This window comes from Priestia sp. D3YE.R1 (assembly GCF_049199565.1).
Classification (GTDB): Bacteria; Bacillota; Bacilli; order Bacillales; family Bacillaceae_H; genus Priestia; species Priestia aryabhattai.
This window is the reverse complement of sequence record NZ_JBLTHW010000001.1, coordinates 202,889-217,689: the sequence shown is the minus strand read 5'-3', so window position 1 is coordinate 217,689 and position 14,801 is coordinate 202,889. Positions and strand designations below refer to the sequence as shown.

Annotated in this window: 11 protein-coding genes and 1 other annotated feature; all 11 genes read right to left on the bottom strand. The window is 39.4% G+C overall.

The window, feature by feature from the left end; translation table 11 throughout:
- Positions 1-83: 83 nt before the first annotated feature.
- Positions 84-1,751 (bottom strand): ATP-dependent protease LonB, encoded by a 1,668-nt coding sequence (gene lonB, locus ACOZIR_RS01095; RefSeq protein WP_013085136.1) that lies wholly within the window; start codon positions 1,749-1,751, stop codon positions 84-86.
- A 152-nt stretch (positions 1,752-1,903) separates the two neighbouring features.
- Positions 1,904-3,169: an ATP-dependent protease ATP-binding subunit ClpX gene (gene clpX / locus ACOZIR_RS01090; protein ID WP_013059367.1), complete on the bottom strand. Its 1,266-nt coding sequence runs from the start codon at positions 3,167-3,169 to the stop codon at positions 1,904-1,906.
- Between the two features lie 384 nt (positions 3,170-3,553).
- Entirely contained in the window at positions 3,554-4,840 is a 1,287-nt protein-coding gene (gene tig, locus ACOZIR_RS01085) for a trigger factor (protein WP_016765666.1), read from the bottom strand.
- Between the two features lie 221 nt (positions 4,841-5,061).
- The gene (locus ACOZIR_RS01080; protein ID WP_045291107.1) at positions 5,062-6,063 is read right to left on the bottom strand and encodes a tetratricopeptide repeat protein; all 1,002 of its coding nucleotides are present in this window, start codon (positions 6,061-6,063) and stop codon (positions 5,062-5,064) included.
- A gap of 101 nt (positions 6,064-6,164) precedes the next feature.
- Positions 6,165-6,755 carry a 3-isopropylmalate dehydratase small subunit gene (gene leuD, locus ACOZIR_RS01075; protein WP_013059370.1) on the bottom strand — a complete coding sequence of 197 codons (591 nt, stop codon included), beginning with the start codon at positions 6,753-6,755 and terminating at the stop codon, positions 6,165-6,167.
- 14 nt (positions 6,756-6,769) lie between these two features.
- Positions 6,770-8,185, bottom strand: coding sequence for a 3-isopropylmalate dehydratase large subunit (leuC, locus tag ACOZIR_RS01070; protein ID WP_310878311.1), 1,416 nt, complete (start codon positions 8,183-8,185; stop codon positions 6,770-6,772).
- Between the two features lie 58 nt (positions 8,186-8,243).
- On the bottom strand, positions 8,244-9,353 hold the full coding sequence (gene leuB, locus ACOZIR_RS01065; protein WP_013059372.1) for a 3-isopropylmalate dehydrogenase: 1,110 nt from the start codon (positions 9,351-9,353) through the stop codon (positions 8,244-8,246).
- Positions 9,354-9,372: 19 nt separating this feature from the next.
- The gene (locus tag ACOZIR_RS01060) at positions 9,373-10,908 is read right to left on the bottom strand and encodes a 2-isopropylmalate synthase (protein ID WP_045291110.1); all 1,536 of its coding nucleotides are present in this window, start codon (positions 10,906-10,908) and stop codon (positions 9,373-9,375) included.
- Positions 10,895-11,920, bottom strand: a complete 1,026-nt coding sequence (gene ilvC / locus ACOZIR_RS01055; RefSeq protein WP_028411737.1) for a ketol-acid reductoisomerase — start codon at positions 11,918-11,920, stop codon at positions 10,895-10,897. Before ilvC ends, ACOZIR_RS01060 begins: the two co-directional genes overlap by 14 nt.
- 64 nt (positions 11,921-11,984) lie before the next feature.
- Complete coding sequence (gene ilvN, locus ACOZIR_RS01050) at positions 11,985-12,497, bottom strand: acetolactate synthase small subunit (RefSeq protein ID WP_013059375.1); 513 nt, start codon at positions 12,495-12,497, stop codon at positions 11,985-11,987.
- The gene (gene ilvB, locus ACOZIR_RS01045; RefSeq protein WP_375156310.1) at positions 12,494-14,212 is read right to left on the bottom strand and encodes an acetolactate synthase large subunit; all 1,719 of its coding nucleotides are present in this window, start codon (positions 14,210-14,212) and stop codon (positions 12,494-12,496) included. The genes ilvN and ilvB overlap by 4 nt, the downstream gene beginning before the upstream one ends.
- Before the next feature lie 77 nt (positions 14,213-14,289).
- Positions 14,290-14,543, bottom strand: a binding site (T-box leader).
- Positions 14,544-14,801: the final 258 nt, after the last annotated feature.

The following is a 14,801-nucleotide window of genomic DNA, read 5'->3' as shown; positions in this document are numbered from 1 at the left end:
CGTTGGCTGTGTATAAAGGTTTTATACGCGAAAAAGGCGATGAATATTCATCTGACCATTAATTTTTAATTATCATGATAGAATTAGCTAGATTCTCTAGTTGAAATAGCTGGATCTACCGACAAATGTGCAACATGCTCATGTACAGACAATAGTGCTTGTTCGAACACCTCTGTTAAATGATGGACAGGAATAATATCGATACCTTTTACCTTTTCTACCATTGCATTCATATTTTCTTTTGGCACAATCACCGTCTGAACGCCTGCTTGTTTTGCTGCCTTGATTTTTGGAATCACGCCCCCAATTGGCTTTACGTTGCCGTGCAGACCAATTTCTCCTGTCATTGCTACCGTATGTTTGATTGGAACTTCATAAATCGCTGAGTAGATACCTGTTGCCATCGCAATACCGGCAGAAGGTCCATCAATTGGCACGCCTCCCGGAAAGTTCACATGAATATCATACTCATCCGCTGGAACATCCATTGAGCGAAGAACAGTTATGACATTTTCAATTGAGCTTTTAGCCATACTTTTACGGCGAATAGACTTCCCTTGAGTCCCTATACTTTCCTCTTCAACGATACCCGTAATAATAATGTTCCCTTTCTCTTTTGCAGGAATCGCTTTGACTTCAATTTCTAAAAGTGCTCCAGAGTTGGGCCCGTACACCGCTAATCCATTAATAAGCCCCACTTTTTCCTCATCTGCAATTTTCGGATCGTGTCTTGGAGATAGTTGACTAGAATGAACAATCCATTCAATATCTTCATTTTTAATGTCCGTTCGTTCCTCTGATATCGCTAATCCAGCCGCAATTTGCATCATATTAACCGTTTCACGTCCATTGCGTGCATATGTAGAAAACAGAGATAAACCTTCTTCTGATATATCCATTCTTACTTTATTTGCTGCTTTTTTTGCAACTGTAATAATTTCGTCGCGATCAAGCTCACGGAAAAATACCTCTACGCATCTGGAACGAATGGCAGGCGGAATTTCATTAGGCGTTCTAGTCGTCGCACCAATCAAACGAAAGTCTGCTGGCAACCCATTTTGAAAAATATCATGAATATGTGTTGGGATTTGTGTGTTTTCTTCGCTGTAATAGGCGCTTTCCATAAACACTTTTCGATCTTCTAGAACCTTTAACAGCTTATTCATCTGAATAGGATGGAGCTCTCCAATTTCATCAATAAATAAAATCCCCCCGTGTGCATCTGTAACCGCTCCTTGTTTTGGCTGCGGAATTCCAGCTTGACCCATGGCACCTGCTCCTTGGTAAATAGGATCATGAACAGACCCAATCAAAGGATCAGCAATGCCTCGCTCATCAAAACGCGCCGTAGTTGCATCTAATTCTACAAATACAGCCGATTGTTTGAAAGGTGATTTTTTATTTTTTTTTGCTTCTTCTAACACTAAACGTGCTGCTGCTGTTTTTCCTACTCCAGGCGGCCCGTATACAATCACGTGCTGTGGATTAGGACCGCAAAGGGCAGCCTTTAGTGACCGAATTCCATCCTCTTGTCCGACAATATCGGAGAAGCTAGACGGCCTCACACGTTCAGCAAGCGGCTCAGTTAAAGAGATGGCTCTCATCTTCTGCAATTGCTCCATTTCTTTCTTTGAATCCCGGTCAATTGAGACTTTTTGCGTACGCTGATTGCGTAATAAATTCCAAAAATATAAGCCAATGATGATACCAAAAAAGAGTTGGACCATTAAGGCAATATTCGTCCAGTTCATAGATAAACCTCCTGCGCAGTTTAGTAAGATAATTATCAGTTATTATCTCCCTGCAGCAGTAGGAATAAACAAGATTCTAGTAAAAAGTAAAATTTAGTTGTGCTTCATCACCAGAAAAAAGCCGGGTACTCAAATTGAGTACCCGGCTTTTTTTATGCTGATGTTTTGCTGCCTTCTTGAATGGTAGATCCGTCTTCTAATACGAACTTAGGAGCCGCTTGATCACGAACGGTTTCACCTGTGATAATACATTTTGTAATATCATCACGTGAAGGAAGATCAAACATTACATCTAACATAATACCTTCAATGATTGAACGTAGACCACGAGCACCTGTTTTACGCTCGATTGCTTTTTTAGAAATTTCTACTAAAGCCTCGTCTTCGAATTCAAGTTCAACGTCATCAAGTTCAAGCATTTTTTGATATTGTTTCACTAGTGCATTTTTCGGTTTTGTTAAAATCTCAACTAGCGCTTCTTCATCAAGAGGCACTAAGCTAGCAGTAACCGGTAAACGACCAATAAACTCTGGAATTAAACCAAATTTTAATAAATCTTCCGGTAATACTTTTGCTAGTAACTCTTTTTCTGTAAAGTCTTGTTGTTTTGTTTCTGAACCGAAACCAATTACTTTTTTACCTAGACGACGCTTAATAATAGGTTCGATTCCATCAAATGCACCACCACAAATAAATAAGATATTTGTTGTATCAATTTGAATAAATTCTTGATGAGGGTGTTTACGTCCGCCTTGAGGAGGAACACTTGCTACAGTACCTTCTAAGATTTTAAGAAGAGCCTGCTGCACACCTTCACCTGATACATCACGTGTAATAGATGGGTTTTCAGACTTACGCGCTACTTTATCAATTTCATCGATGTAGATGATACCTTTTTCAGCTTTCTCCACATCGTAATCAGCTGATTGAATTAATTTTAATAAGATGTTTTCAACATCTTCTCCTACATAACCCGCTTCTGTTAGAGATGTTGCATCCGCAATCGCAAACGGTACGTTTAAAATACGAGCCAATGTTTGAGCTAGTAAAGTTTTACCGCTTCCTGTAGGTCCAATTAATGCAATATTACTTTTTGATAACTCAACGTCATCAATTTTACTGTTTGAATTGATTCGTTTGTAATGGTTGTATACTGCAACGGATAACGATTTTTTCGCATCCTCTTGACCAATTACATACTCATCTAAAATGTCACGAATTTCTTTTGGTTTTGGTACATCTTTAAATTCTACTTCTTCTTCTGTACCTAACTCTTCTTCTACGATTTCCGTGCAAAGTTCAATACATTCATCGCATATGTAAACACCTGGACCCGCAACTAACTTGCGTACTTGTTCTTGTGTTTTACCACAAAATGAGCATTTTAACTGCCCTTTTTCATCGTTAAATTTAAACATAATTTTCACCCCTTGTAGTATTTACTAAAGTGCTCGAAGCTGATTTCTATCCGCGCTATAGCCCAACAACATGAACAACTCATCTATTTGTAGGTAAATGCCCCTCTTTATCACATAGTAAAAGCGCTATGAAAAGATTTGTATTGCATTTTACCATACATTTTCTTGAATAGATACTAAAACGTTTTATGTATATGTTGTTGATGAGCATAACAGAATGGAGATCTGCTATTATATAGTGTCCTCTTATTGGGCCTATTTCATAACCACGGATTTCAAACAATGGGTTAAAGCTGCTTCTACGGTGTTGGTTATGATATAAAAAAACTATTGAAGTTTATAAAACAAGGCACGATCAAGTCGCGCCTTGTTTCTTACTTACTATTATGCAACAGCTTTGCTGTTTTCTACAAGAAATTCAACTGCTTTACGTACTTTCATGTCTTCTTTAATGCTATCAAGACTGCCAAGCACTTTCTTAATTTCTTCGACAGGCATGTTGTACATTCCTGCCATGTTTTCTAATTCTTTTTCTACTTCTTCTTCGCTTACTTCAAGATTTTCAGCTTTTGAAATAGCTTCTAGCGTTAAGTTGATTTTTACACGCTTTTCAGCATCCGGACGCATTTGGTCGCGAAGAGCTTTTTCATCTTGACCTGAGAATTGGAAGTAAAGTTCAAGGTTAAGACCTTGCATTTGTAAACGTTGTTCAAACTCTTGCATCATACGATCCATTTCAGTGTTGAACATTGCTTCTGGAATTTCTACTTCAGCATTTTCAGCAGCTTTTTCTACTAAAGTGTCGCGAAGAGCTGATTCCGCTTGATTCTCTTTATCGCTTTGTAATTTTTCTTTTGTTTTTGCTTTTAACGCTTCTAAAGTTTCTACTTCTTCATCTACGTCTTTTGCAAACTCATCGTCTAAAGCTGGAAGCTCTTTAGATTTGATTTCGTGTAATTTCACTTTGAATTTAGCAGCTTTACCAGCTAGCTCTTCAGCGTGATACTCTTCAGGGAATGTTACTTCCACTTCTTTTTCAGCGCCTACTTCAAGACCAACTAGTTGCTCTTCAAAGCCAGGGATGAATGTGTTAGAACCGATTTCTAAAGAATAGTTTTCGCCTTTTCCGCCTTCAAATGCTTCGCCATCAACGAAACCTTCAAAGTCGATTACAGCTGTATCGCCTTCAGCTACTGTTCCTTCTTCTTTAACAACTAGTTCAGCGTGACGCTCTTGAAGTGTTTTTAATTCAGCTTCAACGTCTTCGTCTGTTACAGTTGTATCAACTTTTTCTACTTCTAAGTTTTTGTATTCGCCTAATTTAACTTCAGGCTTAACAGTTACTTTAGCAGTGAAAACTAAAGGTTGTCCTTTTTCGATTGTTTCAACATCGATTTCTGGACGATCAACCGGCTCGATACCAGCTTCAACAATTGCATTGCTGTAAGCTTCAGGTAATAAGATGTCTAGTGCATCTTGGTATAAAGATTCTACGCCAAAACGTTTTTCGAAAAGTGGACGAGGCATTTTACCTTTACGGAACCCTGGTACGTTTACTTGTTTTACAACTTTTGTGAATGCTTTATCTAAGGCTTTATCAAACTCAGCAGCTTCAACTTCTACTGTTAAAACGCCTTGATTTCCTTCTTGTTTTTCCCATTTTGCAGACATGAATGTTTCCCTCCAAAATCATTTTAAGTAGTGATTTCTAAATTAGATAATGCAGATAGCCTATCAGTTCAAACCTCAATCATTATCTATTTAACTCCCTACTACTTTAAAGTAAGTAGGAATGTAATGTAAAGATGAAATTCTACTATACGTATTTAAGTGCATTTTACAACCATTATATTATAACATACAACAATGACGTTTCAACTAAACACCACATTTTATATAAAAGAAATTTCTTCAATTTCTTTTAGCTCTTTAATTGCCTTTCTTAATTCAGCTGCGGAGAAACTTCCGTCTTCCTCTGCTACAGCTGCATCTGACTCTTCTCCTTGCATCATCAGACTAACAGCATACACCGCTTCTGTCCAAAGTTTTACATTATCACCCGGTAAAAACGGAAATGTTATAAATAAATGACGCTGCCATATCTCAACGGCAACCTGCAGCAATGTAGGATTTTCATGCTCCAGCTTTTCCGTCAGCTGCGCTTCTACTTGCTCGGCAAACAAATACGGTGTTGTTCGTTGAAGCTGAAGCGCATTTACTTTTTTCGTCTCTCCAAACTTAGTAATCATAAAATCAATGTCTACTTCTTCTTCCATGACTGTTTTTAAAGCGACTGTTTTTACGATAGGGTGAACAGCTTCAGATGAAAATAGCTGTTCCAGAAAGAAGCGCTGCTTTTCAATTCTCTTCGTTTTTAATGAATGAACCCATTCAAGCTGATCTTGAATATTGTCTAGAGCTGTGAATGATTTAAATTGCTCCAGCTGTTCTTCTTCTGTTTGTTCTTCTATGACTTGTTCTTGATTCATTCTATTCTTGCAGAACTCCAATAGCTGATAAAGCTGTTCAGCATGTTCAGAAGGGAGTTTGTGTTCTTGAATAACTGCTTGTAGAGTGACATATCCTTCATGATAGTGACCAAGCTGAATTAACACCATGAGGTACATTTGCAAATTATGATAATAATCGCCAATATCTTCTTTCAGCATTTGCTCACATAATTCCTTAGCTATGCCTGCATCACCGAGCTCCACATGACAAATAACAAGGCCAAGCAAAATTTCATGATGCTTATTGTCAAGTTCGTAGGCCTGCTCAAATAAAGGAAGTGCTTCTTGAAATTGCTTGTGCTGCATATGATCTGTAGCTTTTTCAACCAACCGTTCTTTTAATAGAGGAAAAGCTACAATTTTGTTTTGTTGTTCATTCGACATGTTTTCTCCCCACTTCGCGGTCCATTTGCTTTACAGTTTAGCAATTGAATTAACGGAACGCAAAAAAATCGAGCAAAATTATAATTTTGCTCGATTTTTGGTTAATATCTTACCGTTTTTGCTTCATAAGCAGAAATATCGTCTTCAAAAGAAAGCGTATAGCCAATTTCATCATATCCGTTAACAAGCATATATTTCCAATGGCCATTGATATCAAACGTACGTTCAAAACCTGCTTCATCGGTAATTTTTTGCTGATGAAGATCGATTGTACAGGCGTAAGAAGCACTTTGAGACTCTTTCATTAAATAGGAAACATCTTCTTTTGGTAAAACAATAGGTAAAATACCGTTTTTTAAACAGTTTTGTTTAAAAATATCTGCAAATGAAGGTGCGATAATGGCACGAAACCCGTAGTCTAAAAGGGCCCACGGAGCGTGTTCACGTGACGAACCACATCCGAAGTTCTCGTCAGCTACAAGAATTGTTGCTCCTTGATTTTGAGGCTGATTTAATTCAAATGTTTCATTTAACGTTTCATCTTCATTGTATCGCCAATCAAAAAATAGAAATTGGCCAAAGCCAGTACGCTCAATTCTTTTCAAAAATTGCTTTGGGATAATTTGATCAGTATCTACGTTTGCTCGGTCGAGACCTGCTACTTTCCCTGTATGGATTGTAAAAGCATTCATCTGTGTTCTCCTCCTTATCGCACCGCTTGTTCTTGTAGTTTGCGCACATCAACAAAATGTCCATATACCGCTGCCGCTGCTGCCATTACCGGGCTTACTAAATGCGTTCTGGCACCTTTTCCTTGACGTCCTTCAAAGTTTCGGTTAGAAGTGGACGCACAGTGTTCGCCTTGTGGAACTAAGTCAGAGTTCATACCTAAACACATGCTGCAGCCTGAGTCTCTCCATTCAAAGCCTGCTTCAATAAAAATAGCAGATAATCCTTCTTCTTCAGCCACTCGCTTTACTTTTTGAGAACCTGGTACAATCATCGCTCGCACATCTGGTGACACTTTCTTTCCTTTAATAAAGGCTGCTACGTCACGAAGGTCAGACAAACGAGCATTTGTACATGAACCGATAAATACATGCTGAACTGGGATCTCTTCTATGCCCATGCCGGGCTGTAAGCCCATATACTCGAGTGCTCGTAACAAAGACTTTTTCTCAGCTTCTGTTTTACACTCTTCTAATGTAGGAACTTGCTTGCTAACATAAGAACTCATCGCCGGGTTTGTTCCCCATGTTACGACAGGTTCAATTGTATCTGCATCAATTTCCAGCGTTTCATCGTATGTTGCACCTTCATCTGTTGCTAAAGCTGCCCAAGCTTCCACTGCTTTTTCAAACTGTTCTCCTTTAGGAGCATACTGACGCCCTTTAATATAAGAGAAAGTGACATCATCTGGACTGATTAAACCAGCTTTTGCACCGGCTTCAATAGACATATTACAAATAGTCATGCGCTCTTCCATTGAAAGATCGCGAATACATTCGCCCGTAAATTCCACGATTGAACCCGTTCCAAAATTCACGCCGAATTTTTGAATAATTGCTAACACAATGTCCTTAGCATAAACGCCAGGCTGCTTTTTGCCATTCACTTTCACTTGTAGCGTTTTTGGTTTCGCTTGCCATAGCGTTTGTGTTGCTAAAACATGCTCTACCTCACTAGTTCCTATACCAAAAGCAAGCGCTCCAAATGCACCGTGAGTAGATGTATGGCTATCTCCGCATACAATGGTTTTTCCAGGCTGAGTTAATCCCAATTCCGGCCCAATGATATGCACAATTCCTTGCTCTTCACTTGTTAAATCTAAAAGCTTCACACCAAACTCATGACAGTTTTCGGATAGTTTGTCTACTTGTTTCTTTGCAATCGGATCTTTAATATTAAAACGGTCAACCGTTGGAATGTTGTGATCCATTGTAGCAAACGTTAAGTCTGGACGCTTTACTTGGCGATTTGCTACGCGAAGACCTTCAAATGCTTGAGGAGACGTTACTTCATGAATAAGATGAAGATCGATATATAATAAGTCCGGCTTCCCCTCTTCTCGACGTACAACATGTTGTTCCCAAAGCTTATCAATAATTGTTTTTGGTTTCATACTGCTCCTCCTTTCTGATTATGAAAAACGTTTCTCACAAAACGTGAGAAACGCATGATTAACTGTAAGCTGTCATAATGCTTGAAATGGCAGAATCATTGGCAATTACCGCAGTTATTGCCTCCACCATTTTATCGGTACCTAAATAATGATTACCGTCTGCTAAGTCAGCTGTTCGATGACCTGCATGTAATACACTTTCAACCGCTTGTTCAATCACTGCTGCTTCTTTTTCTAACCCAAATGAATGTCTAAGCAACATTGCTGCAGATAAAATGGCAGCAATCGGATTAGCTTTGTTTTGACCAGCAATATCTGGTGCAGAACCGTGAACGGGTTCGTATAAAGATGGACCATCAGCCGTTAAGCTCGCAGATGGCAACATTCCTAACGATCCTGTCAGCATAGAAGCCTCATCACTCAAAATATCACCAAACATATTTTCAGTTACCACTACATCAAAATACTTAGGATTACGAATTAACTGCATAGCAGCTGAATCTACAAGCATATGCTCAAGCTCTACATCCGGGTAGTCTTTTGCTACTTCTTCAGCTACTTCACGCCACACTCGACTAGACTCAAGCACATTTGCTTTATCAACAGACGTTACTTTTTTACGTCGATTTACAGCCGTGTCAAATGCTTGGCGAATAATTCTTTCTATTTCTGTACGCTTATAAAATAATGTGTCGACAACTGTTTCTTCATTTCCTTCTGTTCGGCGCTCGCTAGGCTTACCAAAATATAAGCCTCCTGTTAGCTCACGGACGATAATGAAGTCAACACCTTCAATGTATTCTTTTTTCAGAGGAGAGGCATCCGCTAAGCTATCATAAAACGTCACCGGACGAAGATTAGCATATAAATCCAGTTCTTTTCGAATAGCTAGCAAACCTTTTTCCGGTCGTAAATGTGAAGGGTTACGATCCCATTTTGGCCCTCCAACTGATCCAAGTAATACGGCATCCGCCTGCTTACAAGTCTCAATTGTACTTTCTGGAAGAGGTGTGCCCGCCTCATCAATTGCAGCTCCGCCAATTAGTCCATACGTAAACTCAAATTGATGATCAAAGCGCTCTCCAATTGCTTTTAAAACGGCAACAGCGCCTTTGGTTACTTCTGTTCCTACGCCGTCACCCGGTAATACAGCGACTTTTTTTGTCATGGTGGTCTCTCCCTTCAGTTCACATTACTTCTTGCTTTGTACGATGCTGCTGAATAGCGATTAAACGATTAATGGCGTTCAGATATGCTTTCGCTGACGATTCTAATACGTCAAATGCTACTCCGCGTCCGCTTGCTTCAGTTCCTTCGCTTTCAACCTTCACAAATACTTCAGCCAGTGCATCCGGTCCACCGTTAATAGATTGAATACGATAGTCTAATAGGTTTACATCTTGTTCAACACAGCGCTGCAGCGTATTATAGATAGCTTCCACGCTTCCAGATCCCGTAGCTGCTTCTTGAATCTCTTCGCCGTTTTCTTTGCGAAGCGTAATCGTAGCCGTAGGAATATTGTTCGTACCATACTGAACTTGCAGACTTTCAAGCTTATATTCACTGTCTTTGCTAACTTGCTTTTGAATGACTAATGCCAATAAATCATCGTCGGTAATGTCTTTTTTCTTATCTGCTAAGTCTTTAAACTTCTCAAAAAGCACGTTTGCTTCTGTATCTTCCAATGTGAATCCAAGCTCTACTAAGCGTGTACGGAACGCGTGACGGCCTGAATGTTTACCAAGCACAATTGGATTTTGTTTAACACCCACAAGTTCTGGGGAAATAATCTCATATGTTAACGGATTTTTTAAGACACCATCTTGGTGAATACCTGATTCATGAGCAAAAGCATTTTTTCCGACAATTGCTTTATTTGGTGCAATATTCATCCCTGTAAGCTTACTGATAATGTCACTCGTACGCTTGATTTCAGGTAAGATAAGACCTGTGCTCGCTTGATAGAAATCTTGACGGACATGAAGCGCAAGTGCTACTTCTTCAAGAGCTGCGTTACCCGCACGTTCTCCGATTCCGTTAATCGTTCCTTCAATTTGAGTAGCTCCTGCTTCAATAGCAGCCATTGAATTGGCCACAGCTAGCCCTAAGTCATCGTGGCAGTGAGCTGACAAATCAACTTTATGAATATTTGACACATGTTCTTTTAAGTAATTAAATACTGATTGATAGTCACCAGGAGTGATAAATCCTACTGTATCTGGAATATTAACGACTTTTGCACCAGCATCAATAACTGCTTCTACAATTCTAGCTAAAAACGGTAAATCTGTTCGACATGCATCTTCAGCAGACCATTGAACAACCGGGAATTTTTTGCTTGCGTACTTCACCATTTCCACTGCTGTTTCAAGTACTTCATCAGGTGTTTTTTTCAATTTATGCTGCATATGAATTTCGGAAGTAGCGATAAAGACATGCAGTCTTGGTTCTGCACTTTCTTTTAACGCCTCCCATGCAATGTCAATATCTTTTGTAACAGACCTTGCAAGGCCTGTTACAGAAGAGTTTTTGACAATAGACGCAATTTCTTTTACGGATTGAAAATCACCTTTTGAAGAAGCGGGAAATCCAGCTTCAATGATGTCGATACCTAATCGCTCTAACTGCTTAGCAATTTCAAGCTTTTCTTGTAGGTTCAAATTGACTCCAGGTGACTGTTCACCATCGCGTAGCGTCGTGTCAAATAGTTTAATTTTTTGCACTAGCGATCACCGCTTCTTTCTTTTGTTTTTTAACAAATGGCATCATTTCACGTAATTGAGCGCCAACTTTTTCAATTAAATGTTCGTTTTCACGGTTATTGATAGCTGTAAATTCTGGACGATTTGCTTGGTTTTCTAGGATCCAGCCTTTTGCAAATTTACCTGTTTGGATGTCTTCAAGCACTTTTTTCATTTGTTCTTTTGAACGCTCATCTACAACGCGTGGTCCTGAAACGAAGTCACCCCATTGAGCTGTATCAGAGATTGAATAACGCATACCTTCCATTCCGCCTTCATACATAAGGTCAACAATTAATTTTAATTCGTGTAAACACTCAAAATATGCAACTTCCGGTTGGTAGCCAGCTTCTACAAGCGTTTCAAAACCAGCTTTAACTAATGAAGTTAAACCACCGCAAAGTACTGCTTGCTCACCGAAAAGATCTGTTTCTGTTTCTTCTTTAAATGTTGTTTCTAATACACCCGCACGAGCTGAACCGATTGCTTTAGCATAAGCTAACGCTACGTCTTTTGCTTCTCCAGTTACATCTTGGAATACCGCGAATAACGCCGGTACGCCAGCTCCTTCTTCATATGTTCTTCTTACAAGGTGACCAGGACCTTTTGGAGCTACTAGGAATACGTCAACGAATTCAGGTGCTACGATTTGATTAAAGTGGATGTTGAAACCGTGAGCAAATACTAAAGATTTTCCTGGTTTTAATCCCGGAAGAATTTCTTCGTTATAAACTTTTGGCTGATGCTCATCCGGAAGTAATACCATTACTACTTCTGCTTGTTGAACTGCTTCTTTTACAGATAATACAGTGAAGCCGTCTTGTTCTGCTTGATCCCATGATTTACCTTTACGTAATCCTACTACCACGTTTACTCCGCTGTCGCGTAAGTTTTGTGCGTGAGCGTGACCTTGTGAACCATAACCTACGATTGCTACTGTTTTACCTTGTAATAATTGATCCTTTGCATCTCCGTTGTAATATACCTTTGTCATAATAAATCTCTCCTCTTAGTTTATATAGTTTTATATAGTTTACTTTTTTAGTAACTAGCTAGAATTAAATGATTGATGAAAGTTTGGCTGCTGCTTTTTGCGTACCGCGCGGAACAGCTACTGTTCCCGTGCGCGTTACTTCTTTTAATCCATAAGGCTGAAGTAAATCAATCATCGCTTCAATCTTGCTGGATTCACCTGTTACTTGAATAATTAAGCTATCGCGGCTTACATCAATGATGGTTGCACGGAAAGGCTCAATTACTGCATAAAGTTCGTTACGGCTCGCTGGTGTAGATGCTACTTTCATTAAAGCAAGCTCTCTTGACACCACCGCTTGATCCGTAATATCTTGAACTTTCAACACGTCAATCTGCTTATTTAACTGCTTAATTACTTGTTCAGCAGCGTTATCATGCTCTACGTTCACAACAAACGTCATGCGTGATACATCCTCAGATTCAGTGTGCCCTACCGAAATACTCTCAATATTGAAATTTCTTTTTGTAAATAACCCCGTTACGCGATTTAAAACGCCCGCACGGTTTAATACAGTTGCTGTAATAATTCGCTTCATGGTTTCACCCCTACCATTTCATGTAATCCTTTTCCAGGTGCAACCATTGGATATACGTTTTCTTTAGGTGCGACAAAGAAGTTTAGTAAAACAGGTCCATCTGTTTCCATTGCTTCTTTCAGAGCCGCATGCGCTTCTTCTTCAGTAGAAGCTTGTAAACCTTTGATATCATAGGCTTCCGCAAGCTTCATCAAATTAGGCTGATTCGGAATTAAAGAGTGCGAGTAGCGTTCTTCATAGAAGATTTCCTGCCACTGACGAACCATACCAAGCGATTGATTGTTGAGCACAACCACTTTTACAGGTAAATTTAATTCTCTAATAACCCCTAATTCTTGAAGCGTCATTTGAAATCCACCGTCACCAACGACGGCTACAACTGTTTTATCTTTATTTGCCAGCTGAGCGCCGATTGCAGAAGGTAATCCAAAGCCCATGGTGCCAAGACCACCTGAAGTTACCCATCGATCAGGATTATTAAATGTGTAGTATTGAGCTACCCACATTTGATGTTGCCCAACGTCCGTTGTAACAACGGCATCTCCATTTGTATACTTGTGAAGCAACTCAACTACTTTTTGTGGTTTTAACACGTCCGCTGAGTTCTGATACCATAATGGATATTCTTGTTTCCATGCCGCTAATTTCTCATGCCATTTCGTATAATCTCCAACTTCTCCTTCTTGCAGAAGCAATTGCTTTAATACTTCTTTTGCATCTCCAACAATTGGAATCTTGGTCGGAACATTCTTTCCAATTTCTGCCGGGTCGATGTCAATGTGAGCAATTTTTGCTTTTGGTGCAAAATGCTTTAAGTTACCTGTTACTCGGTCATCAAAGCGTGCACCAATACTAATGAGAAGATCACTCTCATAAATTGCCATGTTTGCTGTGTACGTTCCGTGCATGCCAGCCATTCCTAAATGAAGCGGATGGTCTGCAGGAAAACAGCCTAACCCTAAAAGCGTATTAATAACCGGAATATTTTGACGCTCAGCATAATTTTTTAATTCTTCTGAACCTTTACTCAATAACACTCCCGCACCTGCTAGGATAACAGGTTTCTTTGCAGCTGCTACTGCGTCTGTCAACTTTTTAACCTGCAGCTGATTTGGAAAATAAGTTGGCTGATAGCCAGGTAAATCAATTTCTCCTTCGTAATTAAATGTTCCATCACCCTGTGCCATATCCTTTGGAATGTCGATTAAGACTGGACCAGGTCTTCCTGTTGTCGCAATATGAAATGCCTCTTTGATGATTCTCGGCATGTCGCTGATATTGCGTACTTGATAGCTATGTTTTGTAATTGGCATTGTGATTCCTAATACATCTGCTTCTTGGAACGCGTCAGAACCAATTACACTTGAAGCTACTTGACCAGTAAAAACAACTAAAGGAAGTGAGTCAATCATCGCATCTGCCAAACCTGTTACGATATTTGTTGCACCAGGACCACTTGTTGCGATAACTACACCGGGTTTACCTGAAATTCTTGCGTACCCTTCTGCTGCGTGAATTCCACCTTGTTCGTGACGAGCAAGTACGTGGAACATTCCTGAACCGTATAGCTTATCGTAAATCGGTAAAACGGCTCCCCCTGGGTAACCGAAGATGACGTCAACGTTTTCTCTTCTTAGAGATTCAATCAACATGTCAGCTCCATTCATTTGTGCCCCAGTGCTTACAGGTTCTTTCGTTTGCATATTGGCTCCCACTTTTCTCATCCTTTCGTTTTCTAGATAAAAGAAAAAAGACTTCTCACCCCTAAATAGACCCTATCAAATGATATAGGTCAAGGGGCGAAAAGTCTTTTGTACTTTACGCGGTACCACCCTCGTTTGTAATCGTAATGATTACCTTATGAATGTATACTGTACATTCTTTTTGATAACGAGTGCTTTGGAAGTACACTCGGTCGCCCTTACTGAATTTCAGGGTGACACTCTGAGGTGAGTTCATTTTGAGTTGGTAACGCCGGCTTCCAGCAACCCGACTCTCTGTTGATACCTAAACATCAAAACTACTTATCCTCTTCAACGTTTTAAAACGCTATATGCTTTTTGAACAATGCTTTACACATCATATTTTAAATTAATTAAAATTTTTAGAAAACTTATATTTGAGGACTATCTTACGCCCATTTCTATGCATAGTCAACCACTTTTCGAGATTTTTTTAGACAATTTAGACTAAACAGAATATTTGAATGCGTTTTCATTATTGATGTAATGAGGGTTTATAGCAGTTCAAAAAGTTTTTCTGAAACGTTCATGTGTGCACACTGAATGAACAAACATTCACTTT